The organism is Lysinibacillus sp., assembly GCF_032093475.1.
Classification (GTDB): domain Bacteria; phylum Bacillota; class Bacilli; order Bacillales_A; family Planococcaceae; genus Lysinibacillus; species Lysinibacillus irui.
Map to the genome: position 1 here is coordinate 1 of NZ_DAMDAY010000084.1, position 20,629 is coordinate 20,629.

Sequence of the window (20,629 nt, forward strand, 5' to 3'; positions counted from 1 at the left end):
TGAATACAATACGGCAAACCCTGATAATAAAGTTAAGCTTGAGGCTGGCGATGCATTTACAGTTGATGTTGTGCAGTGGGTAAATGAAGGCCGTGTTGATGGTGGTGTCATGATTGAGGGACCATTTAAACAACAGGTTCTTGCCGAAGATGGCCCTTATTATAACTTAAAAGATGAGGTTGTTTATAACGAATTTGCTGTCATTAAAACATGGCCATTGTTCAATAAAAAGGAACAAGAATTCGCTGATGCTTATGATAAAGCGATAGCACAAATTAAGGAACAAAAGAAAACAAATGAATTAAGCACTAAGTTCTATGGCCGTGATTTATTTGAAGTATTAGAAAATGTTAATCGTTAGTTGAAAAAATAACGAATTTATAAGGCTGTTGAGTCAGTGACACTCAGCAGTCTTTATTCATAAAAACAAAAGTTGGTGAGGAAATGGATAAATATTTTGACGCAACATATATTTGGAACGCAATCCCTGTGTTAGTACCCTTTTTAAAAATTACGTTCCTAGTTGCAGGGTCCTCTATTATTTTAGGTACACTGTTTGGCTTATTGTTAGCGGCAGCTAAACTATCTTCCTTGAAATGGTTACAAAAAATCGCAAACTTGTATACAACAATTATGCGTTGTACGCCCTCTATTGTTTTATTATTTCTTGTTTATTATGGTGTCCCAGCATTAGCTGAAAATGTCGGTCTCAATCTCCATTCAATTGAGACGGCTATTTTCGTAGTCGTAACTTTCACCCTGCAGTTTGCAGCAATTATGTCTGAGGTAATACGATCCGCTTATTTAGCAATTCCCAAAGGACAGTTTGAAGCAGCTGTTAGTGTTGGGCTAACACCATTCCAGGCCTACCGTCGAATCATTTTCCCGCAGGCACTTGTAGTTGCTCTGCCGAACTTTGGGAATGGCATGATCGCTTTATTACAGGAAGGTGCACTAGCTTATACAATTGGTTTAATTGATATTGTCGGTAAGGCAAATTTAATTATCGCAAGTAATATCAATGCACATGCATTAGAAATTTATATTGCATTAGCCATTATTTATTGGGTGTTATCAATTATTATAGAAAAAATATTTGCTATATTAGAAAAGGTATTTGGCAAGGGTAAGAAGACCTTAGAAACAACGTAAGGAGGCATAACTGTGAATTATCAATTTTTACTTGAAACATTTTTTGTTGCATTATCTGGTGTTCCTATCGCTCTCCTTGTGACAGTTGTTGCTTTGTTGATAGCTCTACCACTTGGTTTTTTACTGGCACTTACGAGGATTAATAAAATTCCAGTTATCCACCATCTAGCGAAAATTTATGTTTCTTTCGTACGAGGGACGCCGATCATTATACAAATCTTTATTATATATAGTAGTATCCCGTTAATGTTAAAAGTTATTTTTGAAAAGTATCATATAGAATATGATATTTATAAAATCAATCCAATTTGGTATGCATTTATTGTTTTCGCGTTCAGTTCAACGGCAATTTTAATAGAGGTATTTCGTTCTGCATTAAGTACAATTGAAAAAGGGCAATTAGAGGCAGCGCATTCAGTAGGTTTAACAACATTCCAAGCATATACTCGAATCATCATTCCGCAAGCTTTAGTAGTTGCATTGCCGAATATTTGCACAGCTACCGTTAATCTTATTAAGGCTACCTCCCTAGGCTACGCAATGTCCCTTCCTGAAATTACATTGAAGGCAAAAGTGGCAGCAAACGTTGGCTATAATTACGTAGAAGCCTATTTGGATATCTTTATCGTGTACTTAATTTTATGTAGTACAGTCGAATACTTGTTTAAGCGCTATGAAAAGTATTTAAGCAAATACAAAGCGGCACATGCCTAAGGGGTGAATAATTATGTTAGAAATTAAAAATATTCATAAGTCATTTGGAGGCAATGAAATTTTAAAAGGTGTTGATTTAGCTATTGATAAAGGGGATGTTGTTGTTATTTTAGGTCCTAGTGGCTCAGGGAAAACAACATTATTACGCTGCATCAATTTTTTAGAAAAGGCAGATCAAGGCTATGCGACATTTGGAGATATCGAAGTTGATTTTCAACATGTAAAGAAAAAAGACGTACATGCAATTCGTCAGCGCGTCGCATTTGTCTTCCAAAATTATAATCTGTTCACAAATAAAACGGCATTAGAAAATGTTACCGAAGGGTTAATCGTTGGACGTAAGATCCCGAAGGCTCAGGCTGTGGAAATTGGCAAAAAGGCACTAGACAAAGTAGGCTTATCTGAAAAATACAACGCCTATCCTAGTCAGTTATCTGGCGGTCAGCAACAGCGTGTAGGCATTGCACGAGCAGTAGCATTGAATCCTGATATTATTTTATTTGATGAGCCAACATCTGCACTTGATCCCGAATTAGTAGGAGAAGTATTGCAAGTCATGAAAAATATTGCGGCTGAGGGTACTACAATGCTTGTGGTCACACATGAAATGGGCTTTGCCAAAGATGTCGCCAATCGCGTGATTTTCATGGATGGAGGCGTTGTTGTTGAAGAGGGTAGTCCCCATAATATATTCGTAAGCCCAAAAGAGGAGCGCACAAAGAAATTTTTAAAACGTGTCATTCCAGAAGACTATACGTTCTATATATAAAATAAACAGGAGAGTCTGTAAAATGCAGAATCTCCTGTAACCACCTGTTATTGAAGGAAAGAAGTTACTTTATTAATGGAATAGATGAACAACTCATGCATAGCTCTCGTACAGGCTGTATAGAAATAGTACCGTTCACTGTCTCTTGAATAATTAGCGGCAGACGCATTATAGATAATGACAGCGTCAAACTCAATTCCTTTCGCCATATACGCTGGAAGTAATAAAATACCCTTTTTAAATTGCTTAGTGCTGTGAGTAATGAGTTGAATATCTATTTGGTTTCTTAATTGTTCGTATACAGCAGAGCATTCAGCTGTAGTTTTACAAATGACTGCAATTGTTTCAAATTTGGTAGAAAGATTATTGATGTTCTGGATAATTCGATCAACTAACTCCAATTCATTTGGCACAATGGTAATTGAAGGTTCAGGACCATTGCGGTTAAAAGCCTCTACTTCACTACCATCATTTAAAATATTGGAAGTGAGTGAAATGATTTGCTTTGTCGAACGATAGCTTTTGGTTAAAATCATTTTTTCGGCCTGCCCACCATATAATTCAGGGTCAAGTAGTGAAGGATTCTCAAAGGTATGAGGGTGAATCGTTTGGTGTCCATCCCCTAAGATGGTCATTTGAGCTTTTGGAAATAGTTGCTGTAATACTGTGAGTTGGAATGGTGAATAGTCCTGTGCTTCATCAATTAAAACATGACGGATCATCGTATTTGTCTGTTGCCCTTCAATTTTGTCCTGTAAATATAAAAATGGAGCGGCGTCCTCATAGGCAATAAGGCGTTTTGTTAAATTAGTATGTGTGTGTTGGCAAATATCTTCCCAATGATCGGGCATAAGATGCTGTAAAGCTTTGTAAAAAGGGCTATTTTGATCAAAGAGTTGGCGATATATACCTAAAATATGAACAAACTTTAACTTGGTAACAGAATTACGTAACGGTTTAAAGTGTTTTTTAACAATTTGTCTCGCTAATTTTTGGCGTTCTTGATCAAAATCATCGAAGGAGTTTTCTGTATAGCTTCCCTCATATAAAAGCTCACTGTAAGACTTAGAGTAGTCTTCTTTATCTAAAAGTTCAGTTGCTTCTTCTACCCATTCCTTTGTACGCTCAGCTCTTTCAAATTTCGTTAGTTGCTGTAATAACCACTCTTTCACGAATTGTAGGCGATCCGGTATCGATATAGAGGAAGGGAAGGAATAGAAGTATTCCGAAATTTCCTGTGCAGTAATAATACGTTCCCCACGAAATACAATATTTTTAAATAATAAGCCCTTATTCGATAAATAGCTTACATAGTGATCCATTAAATCTTTGAAATCAAGGCTCGCTTTATATGAAATAATACTTAATTTAGTTTCATAATGAGCGTCATCCTTTTCTGTTAAAAGATCTTCTAGTTGCTCATAAGGGTATTCCAATTGGAATTGACGACCTAATCGTTTTTCCACATACTCTATAAAAGTTAATTGTTGCATATTGTCTTCACCTAAATCGGGTAAGACCGTATGGACATATTGATTGAAAAGTTGATTAGGCGTTATTAGTAATATTTGATCGGCAGTCATTTCATTGCGATAACGATACAATAGATAGGCGACCCTCTGTAAGGCCACCGCAGTTTTGCCACTACCAGCAACACCTTCGACGATGAGGTATCGGGAGTTTACATGTCGAATAATTTTATTTTGTTCAGCTTGAATCGTTGCAACGATACTACGAATATGCTCGTTTGCATTTTGGGCAAGAATATCTAGCAATAAATCATCGCCAATTGTAAGGCCTGTATTAAACATCGATTGTAGTTGGCCATTTTTAATAATAAATTGTCTTTTTAATAACATTTCTCCATGAATTTCTTCACCTAATGTTTCGTAGGATGCATCGCCAGGTGTGTAATCATAATACATACTTGAGATAGGCGCTCGCCAGTCATATATGATTATATTTTCATCCTGTTCATCCAATAATGTAGCAACACCTATATAAATTTTTAAGGGATCTTTTTCCCCATTTTGTAAAAAGTCAATACGAGCAAAATAGGGTGATTGTTGTAAACGTTCATAGACCTTCACATTTCGAATCGCACGTTGTTGTGCAAGCTCTGAGTCAGATAAAAGCTCTACCTGTTGCTTAATGGCAAAAAAAGTTTCATCGACATCCTCAGCCGTATCTAAATTAACCCTGACGTCATTCCAAAACGTTTTCTTTAAGGCGACAGCATTTTCTTTGAAGCCTTTCTCTTTTAGCTGTATTTCTTTTATTTTGTGATGAATGAGGTTTAAAGAATCCTCAAGATAAAGCTTTTCTTCTAGCCATTCTTTTTGATTTTCCAACGTTTACTCACATTCCTCTCCGTAGTTATTTGCTTCCCTTGACAATAACCCTCACCTATATAAATGGTGAGATGAAGGTAATTGTGATTCTCTTTTATAGGTTGTCCAAAGACCCTAGGAAAAAGCAAAAGAGCCTCAATGCAATTATTCGATAGGGTGATTGAAGTAGGAAATTTATCATACCTCTACTCCTGAAGGAAGTATAGTCTAGTAATTTTTGTAAATTTATGCTATAATAAATGTATAAGCTAATAAGTTATTGATATACATAGACTGCTCTAAAAAAGGTGGAGCAGTCTTTTTTATATGTAAAATTGCATCATATTATGACTGATGACCATAAATTTTTATTAGAAACGATAGGCGATATACTAAAGATGACGCCACATTACACGATATAAAAACTTGAAGGGAGGTGAAAATAATGAAGGTGATCTTTACAGTGGGGTTGCCTGGTAGTGGAAAAAGTACATTTGTAAAAGAGCTAGCGAAAAGAGAAAATGCGGTTATCCTATCTAGTGACGCTATACGGGATGAATTGTTTGGTGACGCAACTAAGCAGAAATCGCGTGTGGTCTTTCGTACATTATATGAGCGTCTTAATAACTTAGTGGCAAAAGGGTTTTCTGTCATTGTGGATGCAACCAATATTGAACGGGAGCGCAGGATATTTGCATTACGAAAGTTACCAAGTACCTTTAAAAAGGAGTGTTATTATTTTGATACACCTTATGTAACCTGTGTAGAAAGAAACCAGCAACGGAAACGGCATGTCCCATTAATGGTAATGGAGAAAATGAGAAAGTATTTAGAATTCCCGACAGTAGGAGAAGGTTTTGATGAAGTGCATATTGTACATGAATCAGGTCCTTATGATATTTCTCAACAACAATTTATTTCACTCTTACAAAGCCAGCCCACTTATGAAGAGCTTTTTCACACACTTCGATCAGTTCCACTTTTTAAAGAAATTTATCAATTCGATCAAGAAAACTCATTCCATCAATTTTTATTATGTCAGCATACGTATTTTGTGTATGCGTATATCAATGAGTATTATTTAGAAAGCGATAAACTAGCTCTACAAATAGCTGCATTGTTTCATGATGTCGGTAAACCATTTTGCAAAAAATATAAACCATTACAACAACGCTATGGCTATTTTGGGCATGAAAACGTATCTGCTCAACTGGTGTGCCATTTTCTATTAGAGTTAGGCTTTGAAAAGGACTTTGTGTTAAAGGTTGTTCATTTAGTGCAATTTCATATGTTAATCCAGTATGGGGGCGATCGAGGCGGAAGCCAAATTTATCACTTATTAGATGGTGATTTATTAACAAGGCTTTATTTTTTCCGTGAGGCAGATCAATTTGCCAAATAAACAATAGGGAAAGGGAGTGAAAATATGACGAAGTTAATGAAATATCCAAGAAGCTTTCATTTGCCATGGAGCAGAGGCTACACACATGATGATAAGGTTGCTAAAAATGTAAATCATTTTGTTGGGAAAGAGGTTGTTGTAACTGAAAAGTTAGACGGGGAAGGTACAACACTATATAAAGACTATATGCATGCTAGAAGCATCCATTCCGCTAATCATCCCTCTAGACATTGGGTAAAAACATTTCATGCGAGTTTTGCTTATCATATACCGAATGATTGGCGATTATGCGGGGAAAATGTGTATGCGAAGCATTCCATTTATTATAAAGCACTAACAAGCTATTTTTATTTATTTAGTATTTGGAATGAAGAAAATATATGTTTAAGCTGGGACGAAACAGTAGCATATGCGGCTGAATTAGGTATTGAAACGGTTCCAGTTTTATATCGGGGTATTTTTGATGAAGAAAAGATAAAACGTACATTTACTGGTAAATCAATATTTGACGGTGAACAAGAGGGATATGTCATTAGAAATATTGACGCATTCCATTATGATGATTTTCGATACAATTTGGGGAAATTTGTGAGACCACAGCATGTTCAAACAAGTGAGCATTGGCTACAAGAAGAAATCATACCTAATGGCTTAAAATAAAATGGAGCTAATGAAATTAAGGTGACGAATTATACAATAAAAAGGACTGAGAAAAATGTAATACTATAATAATCTTTCAAAAATTATAAACTATGAGGAAGTGTGCAAGGATAGCATATCCCTTTTCAAAGAGATTACAGGTTCGATTCCTGTCATCCTCATCATAAATAAAAATGAACTCTCTTCATTAGGACGAGAGTTCATTTTTGTTTATTTAGTGTAATTATCAAAGTAGCCTTGAATGTATATCATAGGTGTTCCTTTATCACCTGAACCAGATGTAAGATCAGATAGGGAACCGATTAGGTCAGTTAAGCGACGAGGTGTTGTTCCTTGTGCAGCCATTTGACCAGTTAAATCCTCATCTTTATTCTGAATATATTCCGAAATAGCAGCTTTTAATTCCTCACCTCGAAGGTCCGCAAAATCATTGTCTGCTAAGTATTTTAATTTTACTTCGTTCGGTGTACCATGTAATCCCGCTGTGAACGCTGGCGAAACAACAGGATCTGCAAGCTCCCAAATTTTGCCTACTGGATCTTTAAATGCGCCATCACCGTAAATCATGACCTCTACAGTTTTGCCAGTAGCTTCTTTAATTTTTGCTTGGATTCCGTCAACAATTGGTTGGCAAGTGTGTGGGAATAATTTCACACTATCCTCAGTTGCTTTATTCGAGCCAAGAAGGCCATACTCCGCATTGAAGCCAGAACCGTTAATAGATTCAGCTAAAATGTTATCAAGGCTGTAAACTTTTTCTGCACCATTCGCTGTTAAAATACGTTTTGTGCGGAAACGTGTATGAATGTCACATGTTAAAATACTCTTTGTATAATTTAAAATTGTTTTTGGATTATTAGAGAAGATGACCTCACAGGAAGCCCCTTCCGCTTCAATTAACTCTTTATAGTATTCAATATAATCTACACCAGTAAATGTATGTTTTTTATAGCCAAAATGCTCGCGGAACTCAACCTCATTTAGTGTATCCGTCCATGGGTTAATACCTTTTACATCAAGCTCATCAATATCTACAAGGTGATTACCAACTTCATCGGATGGGTAGCTAAGCATTAATACAACTTTTTTTACACCTTTTGCGATTCCACGTAAACAGTTTGCAAAGCGGTTGCGACTTAAAATTGGGAAAATAACACCTACCGTATCATCACCGAACTTTGCCGCTACATCTACTGCGATATCGTCAATCGTTGCATAGTTACCTTGTGCACGTGCCACGACAGACTCAGTTACTGTGACAATATCACGATCCTCGATTGCATATCCTTCAATTTTTGCAGCATTTAACACTGTATCTACAACGATTTGTTCAATATTATCGCCCTCGTTAATAATAGGACCACGAAGACCTCTTACAACTGTACCGATTACACGTTCCAATTTAATCTCTCCTCATTCTCTCTAACGTCAAATGAAATAAAATCCATATGATTTTACTATACTCTTCATTAATGATATAAGTAAAATTAATAGTTGATATAATAGCTATAAGGGGTGCTTATATGATAGGGAAATTAGATTTATATCGCGTTTTTAGTGTTGTAGCAAAAAATAATAGCTTTTCGAGGGCTGCTAAGGATTTATACATGACACAGCCAGCTGTTAGTCAGGCTATGATGCAATTGGAGAAAGAGCTCGGTACACGTCTTTTTAATCGGACCCCGAAAGGTGTGACTTTGACCACAGAGGGCAGCCTACTTTTCGAATATACAAATTCAGCTTTAGGACTTCTAGATGCTGGAGAAGAGAAGTTACTGGAATTTAAAAATTTAACGACAGGGCAATTAAAGATTGGGGTAGGAGATACCATTTCACGCTTCTTTTTAATGCCTTATTTAGAAGCGTTTCATACTATGTATCCGAATATTAAATTACAGATGCTAAATGGTACAACCTCTGAGATTTGTAATTTTATTAAATCAGGTGAGGTAGATATAGGATTTTGTAATTTTCCAATAGAAGATTCTACTTTACAGTTAACAGTATGCACAGATATTCAAGATATCTTTGTCTGCGGGGAGAAGTATAAAACACTATCATCTAAAAGTTTACGCTATGAGGATCTGTTGAAATTCCCACTTATTTTCCTTGAGAAAAAATCAAATTCACGAAAATATGTAGAAGATTATCTCCTTGCAAGAGGGATCTATATTGAACCAGAGTTTGAGCTAGGCTCCCACGATCTAGTGCTGGAGTTTGCCCGTAGTAACCTCGGCATTGCGTGTGTAACAAAGGAGTTTTCAAAGGATTATCTTCAACGAGGTCACCTCTACGAATTAACCTTAAAGGAAAGTATCCCGGCAAGAAGTATTGGTATGTGTTATTTGAAAACAGTACCTCTTTCTAGAGCCGCGACAAAATTTGTCGAAATCATTGAATCAAAAAGTTTGAATACGAGAAGGACAATCAGGAAAGCTTAGCGACTAGAAAAGTTGCTAAGCTTTCTTTTTTAATACATCAATGAGAATGTCGACATTGCGTTTATTTTTCACGGTTGGTGAGCAAAGATAAGAAAATGTCCGCATAAAATGCTGTCCTTCAAGTGGCAAAATGGTCATATCGCCATTTTTTAATTCACGTTCAATCACACAGGCAGACAGCAGGGAAAGTCCAAGTCCTTGGATAACGCTCTCCTTGACCCCTTGATTACTGCTAATAGTCAAAAGGGAATGAATCTGTAGACCATTTGCTCTGAATAAATGATCTAAATAATAGCGTGTTCCAGACCCTTCTTCACGTGCAACCCAACTTTGCTGTTGAAGTTTGTCAGCAGTAATAGGTTGTTCCCTTGTGAGAGGATGATTGCTGGCACTGACAATAAATAGCTCATCCTTCATAAATGGTTTAATCAATAGTTCATTATCATGAGCCTGCCCTTCTATGAGACCAATATCAACTTGCAATAATTTTGTATATTGAATGATTTCTTTTGTATTGCCAATAATAACTTGAAGCTCAAGCTGCGGGAACTGCTGCTGCAAGCCTGCTATGATGGGAGGCAATATATATTCTCCAATCGTAAAACTCGCCCCTATTACTAGTGTACCTTGGACTTCTTGATGGTAGGCTGCTATGTCTTCTCTCGCTGCTTCCGCAATAGCCATGATTTGTTTAGCTCTTTTATAAAGAATTTCACCAGTTGGTGTAATTTGTACAGACTTAGGTGAACGAATAAATAAGGTTGTCTGTAATTCCTGCTCTAGATTTTTAATGTGTAGACTAACACTTGGTTGAGAAATATGAAGTAATTCAGAGGTTTTCGTAAAGTTATTCACCTCAACTAGTGTGACGAAAGTTTTTAAAGCGTCGAATTGCATAGCTCCACCTCTATTATTAGAAATATTAATAATAACGATTATATATATGTATTTTACTAATAGTGTGCTTTTTAATAAAGTAATAATCAACAAGGGAGAAAGAAGTGAACAACATGGTTATAAGACAGAATAAAGAAAAATCCACCCTTACTCCAAATTTCTTGAAGGGAATATTGTTAACGCTCCTTATTGCTTTAGTAGCGAAATATATTGCTACATTCCCTTTCTTCTCTATTTTGGGACAGTTGGTTATTGCCATTATAGTAGGAATGGCTTGGCGAGCAGCATTTAAAGTACAGGATACCTGGCAAGTGGGGATTGCATTCTCTAGCAAAAAACTCTTAAGGTTGGGAATCATATTATTGGGCATGCGCTTAAATTTAGCGGATATCTATCATGCAGGTGCGAGCGTTTTCTTGATTGCAGTTATTAATTTGTTGTTTGCGTTAATGGTTGTCTACGGATTAACAAAAATGCTTAAAGTTGATCAGAAGCTAGGAATATTAACTGCCTGTGGGACAGCAATTTGTGGAGCAGCTGCTGTAGTGGCAATCGCACCACAAATTAAAGCAAATCAAAAGGAAACGGCAGTAGGGGCAGCAATTGTGGCCCTATTAGGAACTGTATTTACACTTATTTATACAGTACTCTACTCTATTCTTGACTTAACACCGACGGAGTATGGAATTTTCGCAGGTGGTACATTACATGAAATCGCCCACGTTATTGCAGCAGCTTCAGCTGGCGGGAATGAAGCAATTGATATAGCTGTCATTGTGAAATTAACACGTGTTGCACTGCTAGTACCAGTAGCCATTATTATTGGTATTTTCTATCGAAGAATGGATAAAAGCGAAGAGAAAAAGGGATTTACATTGTCTATTATTCCATGGTTTATTTTAGGGTTTTTAGCGATGAGCGCTATCAATTCATTAGGGATAATACCAGCGAATGTGGCGCAAGCATTTGTAAATATTGCTTATATTTTAATTGCTATGGCGATGGCTGGTCTTGGATTAAATGTCGAGATTAAAACATTTAAGGAGCTTGGTGTAAAGGCATTTATCGCTGGTTTAGTTGGCTCTGTCTGTCTATCCATACTGGGCTATATACTAGTCATATTTTTGACTTGATACGGGTCTGGACAGTGTCTAATTAAATAGAAAAAAGACCCTGCATGGTAGATCAGCGTGCAGGGCTTTTTAGATAGAATCAGAAGATAAGTATTTTAGTTGTTGTTTATGAACGTAAAGCTTCAATAGAAGTTGCTAATTCTGCAACTACGATTTTGCTACCGATAATTGGGCTATCAGCTTTATCTCCCTCAGAACCCGAATTTGGACGATGATGGGCTGCAGCAAATGCATCGCTATTACGCCATGCTTGGAAATGCTCCTTAGATTCCCAATACATATTTACACTCATTTCATCATAAGTAGGATCATCGGTTGAAATTAATACCTCTACTTTATGGAAGCCTTCAAATTGTTGAAGTGGTCCCGGCTTTGTGAAGTTTGGTGCCATTCTTGCAGCAAAGCCTGGCTTTACTTGAATACGATTAGTCACAATAATCATGCTATTACCCCCCCTTATTTTATTTTTGTAGGTCTATGAATGAATTATCAATGATTATCATTCGCAATCAATGATAATTGGCGTAGGAAGACATTGTCAATAGATGCCCCCTAGATATTCTCTTACGGGGGTTATGAGCAGGGGAAGGCTGACATTTAACTGACATAATCCGATGCTATAATAAAGCCAAAAGCGAGCTAGTAGCGAGGTGAATGACGATGGTAAACATACTAGTAGTAGAGGATGAATATGCAATAAGTCAGGTTTTAAAGGTATATTTACAAAAAGTAGGGTATGAGGTGTCACAATGTTTTAATGGTGGGGAAGCCTTGGATATGTTTCTTAAGACAAAGCCAGACTTAGTGTTGTTAGATATTATGTTACCAGAAAAAAATGGTTGGGCTATTTTACAGGAGATTAGGGAGTTAAGTACGTGTCCTATTATTATGCTGACAGCATTAGGAGAGGTTAATTACCGCTTAGAAGGATTTAATCATGGAGCAGACGATTATATTGCCAAGCCCTTTATAGCGGATGAGGTTGTTGCAAGAGTAAAGGCTGTTTTAAGACGTGCCGAAGGAAGCCTAGATTCATCCACAATAAAACGTTATGGATCGCTCCAAATTGATAGGAAAGCACATAGAGTATTTCTGGGAGGCGAAGAAATTATATTAACGCCAAGAGATTTATCGGTGCTTATGTTTTTAGTTGATCATCCTAATCAAACATTTACCCGTGAGCAGCTAATAGATCAAATTTGGGGTTGGGAGTATGAAGGTAGTGATCGTGCGGTAGATTTAGCAATAAAAAGGCTACGAAGGGCTTTAAAAGATTGGGATGTGAAAGAAGGAGAAATAAAAACGCTACGTGGATTGGGGTATCAGTTAAGTGTTCAAAAAAAATAAGCGTATATCCTTACTTCATTATTGGACAAGCCGTTATTTACTTACACTTTTTATAGGATTGGCTATCATTTTTCTCATCTCGGCAGCGTGGATTCGCCATACAACATTTGAAAATCGATTAGAATTAATGGAATTTTTAGCAGACGAGACGGTCTATCGTTTAACGGATACAACAAACCCAAATAATGGTCCAATTAATGGTATACCAGGTTTTATTGGGGATCGAGAGCGTTTTAATATGAGAGAAATAGATCCTATTTTATATGTCGTTGATACAGAAGGCAATATCCTTACAAGTAACCGACCCGTACCACCTGGTAGTGCTAAAAATGTAGCGGGCTTGTTGGACGATGAAGAAGGTACGAAGGAAATAACAGGGGGGCTAGAGCCTGAATATGTGGTGAAAAGAAAGATAGAAGGTAATAATGAGTTATTGGGCTGGGTACTTGTGAAGGAGAAGAAGGACAATCTAACAAGAGTTAACCAAGCATATGGTCAGCTTGCTTTATTAATTGGAGCATTAGCCTTATTGGGTTGGATTGCTATTTACTTCTTATCAAAACGTTTAGCTCGTCCAATTAAACAAGTAGCAGAGGCAGCCAAGCATATACAGGAAGGTAATTATACTGTTGATTTGCCTCAAGATAGTAAGGAAAAAGAGGTCTATGAGCTTGTTACATCTTTTGAAAATATGGCAAACAAATTAGAGCAGCTAGAGAAAACTCGAACGGAGTTATTAGCGGGCGTTACCCATGAATTGAAAACACCTGTTACCTCCATAAGTGGCTTACTACAAGCTGTAAAAGATGGTGTTGTAACAGGATTGGATGCCATGGATTTTATTGAAATGGCTATGGTTGAAACAACAAAAATGAAAACAATGGTCGGTGACTTACTTGCCTTTAACCATTTTGCTGTGGACGCAATTCCAGTTAAAATTCAGTCCGTGGATGTTAATCAGCTGTTGCGAGATGCCGTGGCGCAATGGGAAGTTTTACAGGATGAAGACAGTGTAAAAGTAAATTTACATTTGATTGAACAAGCAGTGTATGTACAGGTAGACATTGTCCGTATTCAACAAATCATGACAAACCTATTAACTAATGCTAAGCAGGCAATGGATAAAGGAACGATCACGCTCATACTAAAGGAGCGAGGGGATAAACTATCGATTATTGTGAAGGATACAGGTCACGGAATTCCTCTAGAGGATCAGGCTTTTATTTTTGAGCGTTTTTATAGAGGAGAGAATAAAAAATATACTATTCGTGGTTTGGGTTTAGGGTTACCTCTTAGTAAAATGATGGCACAATCCAGTGGAGGTGACTTGATATTAATTGAAAGTAATGCCTCAGGAACGTCCTTTGAGTTAGTGCTACAAAGAGCTACTTCGCTATAAAAGCGGAGTAGTTTTTTATTGTAAAAATAGTTGAAGAAAGTGTAAAGCTGACATCTGTCTGACACAAATGCTCTTTATAGTAAAAAGTGTAGACGACAAACAGAGAAGACGTAGTTTGGGATCGTCATACCGCCATATTTCAATGGTCAATGAAATTAAGTAGGGAGAGTGAGTGTGAAATGCCTAGAGTAACTTCATTTAATCCAAATGGGCGTAAGGAAATTAAACAAGCCATTTCCTATCCGGATTATACATTGTTAAAAACGAAGCTTCAGCATGTTATGCAGTTAGACAAGCATGCAGGTATGGACGGAAAATATTTAATTCGTAGTACGTATTTCGATAATTTCGCGAATAAAGTGCTGAATGAGAAGAAGGAGGGTTATATCAATCGAGATAAATATCGGGTACGCATATATGGAAGATCTAGTACCGTTATTAATTTGGAAAGAAAGAGTAAACGAAATAATTTAACGTTTAAAACTAAATGTGCAATATCTCAAACAGAATATGAAAAAATACGGGTTGGAGATTTATCATGGATGGAAAAAGACAATCGAGGATTAATTCAAGACTTATATCAAGAGATGTATTATAGCCAATTAAAACCTACAACGGTGGTGGATTATGAACGAGAGGCCTATATCTATCCATACGGTAATGTGCGAGTTACTTTTGATAGTAAGGTGCAATCAAGTCTGCGTAATACAGATATGTTTAATCAAAACTTGCCTATGGTAGATGTACTCGAGTCGAATCTTGTCATTTTAGAGGTAAAATACGATGAATATTTACCGGATATCATTAAGTATTTGCTACAGTCTGTGGATACACATGCTGAGGCCTATTCAAAATATCAACTTAGTCGGATGTATGGCTAATACAAAGGAGAATAAACATGGATACAATTAAATTTAGTGATATATTTAAATCCAACTTTTTAGAAAAAACAACTTCTTTTTCATTAATCGATTCCATTATTGGTTTAGTAGTAGCGTTTTTTATCGGACTTTTCATTTACGCTGTATATAAGAAAACCTTTAATGGTGTCATTTACTCCCATTCGTTTAATATATCATTGTTAATTATGACGATGGCAACAGCACTTGTCATAATGGGAATCAGCTCAAATGTTCTGTTATCACTTGGGATGGTTGGTGCTTTATCCATTGTACGATTCCGTACACCTATTAAGGATCCAATGGATTTAGTTTATATTTTCTGGGCAATTGTTTCAGGTATTTTATGTGGTGCAGGTTTTATCCCATTAGTCATTATAGGTGCTGTATTAATTGGGCTTGTACTACTAGTATTCGTTAACAAAATTACAGTAGAAAACCCTTATTTATTGATTGTTAAGTATGAAGAAGAGCGAGCAAATGCTGAGGTGGAGAGAATTATTGCCACACAAACAAAAAAATTCGCCCTTAAGTCAAAATCAATAATGCAAAATGAAGAAATTGAAACAACATATGAAATTCGTGTCAAACAAAATGATGCTCAATTGATGGATGAACTGACAAAAGTGACTGGTGTAAAATCTGCCATCATGCTTAGCTACGATGGAAATTTCACAGCGTAATGACCTCATTAATACAAAGGATTACAAAGAGAGGTGCAAGCTATGATTAAAACACGAATAGTCTACCTGTTCATGGCAATATTACTCCTTCTCTTTGTCGTTATATATGCTGTTCTTCCAAATGTAGGAATTAAATCGAAAAATTCTGAGTTTTCCTATGAGAATCTAGTATTTAATAACAATAAAGTAACGACAGTTGATATCGAGATAAATGAGGAAGAGTGGGATGACATGCTCGAAAATGCAGCTGCTGAGGAGTTAAAACAGGCGGATATTACAGTAAACGGCAAAAAAATTGAGAATGTTGCTATTCGAACAAAAGGAAATTTATCATTACGATCGGTTGTCAACAGTGACTCTGATCGTTATAGTTTAAAAATTGATTTTGATTATTATGATGATACTCAAAGTTTATATGGACTGAAAAAATTAAATTTAAATAATAATTATAGTGACGCTACACTGATGAGAGAATATATATCTTATGAATTGATGGAGCAAATGGGTTTACCAACGCCAGCGCATTCTTATATGTATGTTACAGTAAATGGTAAGGATCGAGGTTTGTTTTTAGGAGTAGAAGCAGTGGATGAGACATTCTTAGCTAAAAATTATGGCTCTAATGATGGCTTTTTATTTAAGCCAGATGGGATAGGCAGTGATCTGAAATATATAAGTGATAATATAGCAGACTATACGGGCATTGGATTGAAAACTAATGAAGACAATATAGATCAGTCAAAGTTTGTTGAAATGCTAGATGCTATAAATAATAACGGGGACATAGAAAAATATATTGATGTCGATGAAATGTTACGCTATTTTGCCGTCAATACGGCGCTTGTAAATTTAGATAGTTATCAAGGAAATATGAAACATAACTACTATTTGTACGAACAGAATGGAGTTTTTTCTATGATTCCTTGGGATTATAATATGTCCTTTGGTGGCTTTGGTGTTGGAGGAGACAGAGGAAATAGTCAAAATACAGCCGACGATTCTACTACGATGCAAAGACCGTTAGAGCAAAACAATGAATCACTTGATCAGGATTTTAATGGAAATAAGCAACGGCAGGGCGGTGGCTTTAACATGGGAATGGGGATGTCGAGCAACTTATTAACCGAGAGTGCTATAAATTTTAGTGTAACGACTCCCGTTTCTGGCACAACGTTAGAGGAGCGACCACTGTTGAATGCCTTGCTTGCCCAAGAGGAATATCGTAATAAATATGAAAGTTATTTAGAAGAGTTTGCCACAACATATTTAACTGAAGACTATGTGCAATCGATTACTAAAAAGTTAGCAGTTTTATTAACTACTTATGTTGAAGCAGATCCAACTAAATTTTCTACCACAGAGCAGTTTTTAGAAGCGGTTGAAGGTGAAAATAGCTTACCTGAATTTGCTAAACAGCGCTCTCAATCTATTTTAAAGCAACTGTCGGGTGAACTTGTCGTAGAAGCTTCTACAGCCTCTCAGAATAGGGGGATACGCACTCCAAATGAAAATGGTGAAATAAATTCTATGCCAGATGATTTTGATGCGAGTCAGCTCCCAGAGGATTTTGATCCATCACAGGGCCCACCGTTTAACAAGGAGGGCAATGGTCCAAGAGAAGGACAGAATGGGGAACAAATGCAACGCCCGGATGAAAATGGAGATCTGATAGGTATGCCTATGCCGAATGCGGCTATTGAAACATCCTATCGAGCACCTGTTATCGATAAACAAACAGTATTTACAGCAGTTGCTTGCCTAGTGATTCTTCTCCTAGCACTCCTCTTTGTTGTTCGATTCAAGCGTAGGGGTCAGTAAAAAAGTAACCATATCCAAAACTTTTGGGTATGGTTTTTGCTTTTTATCGTGCTAAAATAAAGCATTCTTTTCAGAGGAGTCTTTCATATGAATGAACAGCAGTTTGATAAACTTTTGCATATTAACACGGTTGGAGAACAATATGGTTTTCCTAAGCTTGCACACTACCATCGTTATGAGCCTACACCCTACAAAGGATTGGAACAATTATTTGCAGTATATGAGATGCCTGATCATCCTGTATTTATTGATATGGGGTGTGGAAAAGGGCGTGTTCCTATTTATGTGTACCATAAATTTCATATTCCAACCATTGGGGTAGAAATGGATGCAGGGTTTTATGCAGAAGCTGAAGATAATAAACGTAATTATCTCCAAAAGGTACGAGCACATGCACCTATTACATTTATTCATACGATAGCTGAGGCTTATGAAATAAAGCCACGCGATAATGTATTTTTCTTTTTTAATCCTTTTTCGATTCATATTTTTCGCACAGTCATTCATAATATTTGGAAATCCTATGAGCAGCAAATGCGAGATATTCATATAATTTTATATTATCCACCATATGATTATTTACAGTTTTTACATCAGGGAACGCCATTTGAATTACTTCATGAAGTTAATTTAGAAAATGAAACAAATATTAATGAACGTCTTTGTGTATTCGTATTAAAAAAAGCTTAGAGCCTTGGAGAAACCCGTTCTAAGCTTTTTACTATTTTCAAATATTACACAGTTTTAAGTGACGTGAATGAGAGTTTCATGATTATTCGCGCGATTATTTTCAGGGAAATAATCGTAGTAGTAATAGGAGACATTATAATTAGCTAAACTTTATTGTGAAAAAGTGATTCTATCTAAGAGTTTAGCACTAGATTAAAAACCTAATTAAAAGATAATTCACAAATAACTAATTATACTGAAAAATCACTCTAGACTAAATATAAAGAATGTTTTACAATGTAAAAGGCTTATATGAATAATATTTTTCATTTGTTTAAGGTAGTTATAAATAATTATTTTTGCTATTGAGCAAATGAATGTAATTGTTTATAATTATCTGAAATATCTAATATTTGAGAAACTTTCAGGGGGAATTTAATTATGAAAGAGAGCAAAAAGCTTAAGAAGTTCGGTTCACTTTTAGTAGCATCTTCATTACTTGCTGGTGTTCTTGCGGGTTGCGGTAACGGAGACGATTCAAGTTCTGGTGGAGGTTCTTCATCAGGTGGAGGTTCATCTGACGGCGATACAATTAAAATCGGAGCAAACTTAGAACTTTCAGGGAATGTAGCATCTTATGGTTCTTCAATTGGTCTAGGCGCAGAACTTGCTGTAAAAGAAATTAATGATGCTGGCGGTATTGATGGTAAGAAAATTGAACTGATTAAAGTAGATAATAAATCTGAAAACTCTGAGGCAACTGCGGCCGCTATTAAACTAGCAACACAAGATAAAGTAGTAGCAATGCTTGCACCTGCAACATCGGGGAATACAGTAGCAACGGTTCAAATTGCTAATGATAATAAAATTCCGATTGTTACTGGTTCAGGTACGGCTCCAAATATTACAGTGAACGAAGATGGTAGTGTTAATGAATATGCATTCCGTACTTGCTTTATTGACCCATTCCAAGGGATTGTGGCAGCTAACTTCGCTTCTGGTGAGCTAGATGCGAAAAACGTAGCTATCTTCGCAGATAACGCATCAGATTATGCAAAAGGTTTAGCAAAATCCTTTAAAGAAACGATTACTAAGAGTGGCGGAAAAGTTGTAAAAGAAGAAGCATATGTAGCGAAGGATACAGACTTCCGTACACAATTAACAAATATTAAAGCTGCAAATCCAGACTTTATCTTCATCCCTGGATATTATGAAGAAGTTGGATTAATCGTAAAACAAGCACGTGAGATGGGTATTGATGTACCTCTAATGGGTGCTGATGGTTGGGATTCTCCAACTTTAATAGAACTAGCTGGCGCTGATGCATTGAATAACACATACATCACAAACCACTATTCTGCTGAAGACCCAGATCAAAAAATTCAAGATTTCGTAAAGGCATTTAAAGCTGCAAATGGAGACAAAGCGCCTGACGCATTCAACGCACTTGGATATGACTCAATTTACTACATTGCGGATGCGATTAAACGTGCAGGTTCTACGGATGGGGAAGCAATTAAAAATGAATTAGCTGCAACAAAAGATCTTTCTTTAGTAACAGGTACATTCTCAGTTGACGAAAATCATAACCCAATTAAAACAGCAACAGTTCTTGAATTTAAAGACGGTAAACAAGTGTTCAACTCTAAAGTTAATCCTTAATGTTTTGTAAGCAAGGGGAGGCGGGTAAACACGCCTTCCCTTTTTTTATGTTTTAGATAACTAGAATGGTAGAGTAAATCATAACTTTTTAGTAAAGATGTATGTACTGATTTTTCAATTTTCAGACAATTCAAAGGAGTGAATACGCATGGAATGGATACAGCAGCTTGTGAATGGTATTTCACTTGGAAGTATCTACGCGTTAATAGCGTTAGGGTATACGATGGTATACGGGATTATTAAGCTGATTAACTTTGCTCATGGTGATGTCTTCATGATCGGGTCATTTATTGGCTTTTACGCAATTGCTAAATGGGAGCTTGGCTTCTTCCCGGCATTATTATTGGCCATGGCCATTTGTGCAATTTTTGGTGTTTTAATTGAACGTATTGCCTATAAACGTCTACGAAATGCAACACGTATCGCAGCGCTAATTACAGCGATTGGTGTGTCGTTGTTAATTGAGTATACAACGATTTTCTTCAGAGGTGCTCAACCGGCAGCCTATCCTGAAGTTTTTAAGAATAAATCATTTGATATTTTCGGGGTACAAATTAGCAGTACATCCATCTTAATTTTATCAGTCGCAATTGTACTGATGATTCTTTTACAATTCATCGTACATAAAACAAAAATTGGGAAAGCCATGCGTGC

General features: G+C 36.4%; 20 protein-coding genes. 16 read left to right on the forward strand and 4 right to left on the reverse strand.

From position 1 onward, the window contains the following. The 4 genes from RT445_RS16290 to RT445_RS16305 form a co-directional block, all read left to right on the forward strand. A partial coding sequence (locus RT445_RS16290; protein ID WP_483869419.1) for a type 2 periplasmic-binding domain-containing protein occupies window positions 1-361 on the forward strand: 361 nt, incomplete at its 5' end. Window positions 362-444: 83 nt separating this feature from the next. Next, entirely contained in the window at window positions 445-1,152 is a 708-nt protein-coding gene (locus RT445_RS16295) for an amino acid ABC transporter permease (protein ID WP_274795016.1), read from the forward strand. Between the two features lie 12 nt (window positions 1,153-1,164). Next, the gene (locus RT445_RS16300; RefSeq protein ID WP_274795015.1) at window positions 1,165-1,866 is read left to right on the forward strand and encodes an amino acid ABC transporter permease; all 702 of its coding nucleotides are present in this window, start codon (window positions 1,165-1,167) and stop codon (window positions 1,864-1,866) included. Between the two features lie 13 nt (window positions 1,867-1,879). Then, entirely contained in the window at window positions 1,880-2,635 is a 756-nt protein-coding gene (locus RT445_RS16305; RefSeq protein WP_274795013.1) for an amino acid ABC transporter ATP-binding protein, read from the forward strand. 47 nt (window positions 2,636-2,682) lie between these two features. Here RT445_RS16305 and helD read toward each other — a convergent pair whose 3' ends face one another. Beyond that, the gene (helD, locus tag RT445_RS16310) at window positions 2,683-4,986 is read right to left on the reverse strand and encodes an RNA polymerase recycling motor HelD (protein WP_313470983.1); all 2,304 of its coding nucleotides are present in this window, start codon (window positions 4,984-4,986) and stop codon (window positions 2,683-2,685) included. A gap of 424 nt (window positions 4,987-5,410) precedes the next feature. On the opposite strand from helD, the gene RT445_RS16315 reads away from it, so the two are divergent. Both RT445_RS16315 and RT445_RS16320 read left to right on the forward strand, forming a co-directional pair. Beyond that, window positions 5,411-6,367: an AAA family ATPase gene (locus RT445_RS16315; RefSeq protein WP_313470986.1), complete on the forward strand. Its 957-nt coding sequence runs from the start codon at window positions 5,411-5,413 to the stop codon at window positions 6,365-6,367. Window positions 6,368-6,391: 24 nt separating this feature from the next. Continuing rightward, the gene (locus tag RT445_RS16320; RefSeq protein ID WP_312506387.1) at window positions 6,392-7,027 is read left to right on the forward strand and encodes an RNA ligase family protein; all 636 of its coding nucleotides are present in this window, start codon (window positions 6,392-6,394) and stop codon (window positions 7,025-7,027) included. A 210-nt stretch (window positions 7,028-7,237) separates the two neighbouring features. On the opposite strand, the gene RT445_RS16325 is transcribed toward RT445_RS16320, so the two are convergent. Continuing rightward, window positions 7,238-8,428, reverse strand: a complete 1,191-nt coding sequence (locus RT445_RS16325; protein WP_274795009.1) for a coenzyme F420-0:L-glutamate ligase — start codon at window positions 8,426-8,428, stop codon at window positions 7,238-7,240. A gap of 122 nt (window positions 8,429-8,550) precedes the next feature. Between RT445_RS16325 and RT445_RS16330 the strand changes: the two genes are divergently transcribed. Then, window positions 8,551-9,468: a LysR family transcriptional regulator gene (locus RT445_RS16330; protein WP_274795008.1), complete on the forward strand. Its 918-nt coding sequence runs from the start codon at window positions 8,551-8,553 to the stop codon at window positions 9,466-9,468. A gap of 15 nt (window positions 9,469-9,483) precedes the next feature. On the opposite strand, the gene RT445_RS16335 is transcribed toward RT445_RS16330, so the two are convergent. Then, a complete protein-coding gene (locus RT445_RS16335; protein ID WP_274795007.1) occupies window positions 9,484-10,365 on the reverse strand; it encodes a LysR family transcriptional regulator in 882 nt (293 codons plus the stop codon). A 113-nt stretch (window positions 10,366-10,478) separates the two neighbouring features. Between RT445_RS16335 and RT445_RS16340 the strand changes: the two genes are divergently transcribed. Next, window positions 10,479-11,498, forward strand: coding sequence for a YeiH family protein (locus tag RT445_RS16340; RefSeq protein ID WP_312506388.1), 1,020 nt, complete (start codon window positions 10,479-10,481; stop codon window positions 11,496-11,498). A gap of 106 nt (window positions 11,499-11,604) precedes the next feature. Here RT445_RS16340 and RT445_RS16345 read toward each other — a convergent pair whose 3' ends face one another. Continuing rightward, window positions 11,605-11,940 carry a heme oxygenase gene (locus RT445_RS16345; protein WP_274795005.1) on the reverse strand — a complete coding sequence of 112 codons (336 nt, stop codon included), beginning with the start codon at window positions 11,938-11,940 and terminating at the stop codon, window positions 11,605-11,607. 218 nt (window positions 11,941-12,158) lie between these two features. On the opposite strand from RT445_RS16345, the gene RT445_RS16350 reads away from it, so the two are divergent. The 8 genes from RT445_RS16350 to RT445_RS16385 form a co-directional block, all read left to right on the forward strand. Next, a complete protein-coding gene (locus tag RT445_RS16350) occupies window positions 12,159-12,845 on the forward strand; it encodes a response regulator transcription factor (RefSeq protein ID WP_312506389.1) in 687 nt (228 codons plus the stop codon). Beyond that, window positions 12,829-14,244, forward strand: a complete 1,416-nt coding sequence (locus RT445_RS16355) for a sensor histidine kinase (RefSeq protein ID WP_312506390.1) — start codon at window positions 12,829-12,831, stop codon at window positions 14,242-14,244. Before RT445_RS16350 ends, RT445_RS16355 begins: the two co-directional genes overlap by 17 nt. Before the next feature lie 179 nt (window positions 14,245-14,423). After that, complete coding sequence (locus RT445_RS16360) at window positions 14,424-15,125, forward strand: polyphosphate polymerase domain-containing protein (RefSeq protein WP_312506391.1); 702 nt, start codon at window positions 14,424-14,426, stop codon at window positions 15,123-15,125. 17 nt (window positions 15,126-15,142) lie between these two features. After that, window positions 15,143-15,826 (forward strand): DUF4956 domain-containing protein, encoded by a 684-nt coding sequence (locus RT445_RS16365; protein WP_274795000.1) that lies wholly within the window; start codon window positions 15,143-15,145, stop codon window positions 15,824-15,826. Window positions 15,827-15,868: 42 nt separating this feature from the next. Beyond that, window positions 15,869-17,644 (forward strand): CotH kinase family protein, encoded by a 1,776-nt coding sequence (locus tag RT445_RS16370; protein WP_313470991.1) that lies wholly within the window; start codon window positions 15,869-15,871, stop codon window positions 17,642-17,644. An 87-nt stretch (window positions 17,645-17,731) separates the two neighbouring features. Then, window positions 17,732-18,334: a class I SAM-dependent methyltransferase gene (locus RT445_RS16375; protein ID WP_312506393.1), complete on the forward strand. Its 603-nt coding sequence runs from the start codon at window positions 17,732-17,734 to the stop codon at window positions 18,332-18,334. 420 nt (window positions 18,335-18,754) lie between these two features. Then, window positions 18,755-19,975, forward strand: a complete 1,221-nt coding sequence (locus RT445_RS16380; protein ID WP_312506394.1) for an ABC transporter substrate-binding protein — start codon at window positions 18,755-18,757, stop codon at window positions 19,973-19,975. Window positions 19,976-20,123: 148 nt separating this feature from the next. Further along, window positions 20,124-20,629: branched-chain amino acid ABC transporter permease (locus RT445_RS16385; RefSeq protein ID WP_313470992.1), on the forward strand; the 506-nt coding region annotated here is incomplete at its 3' end.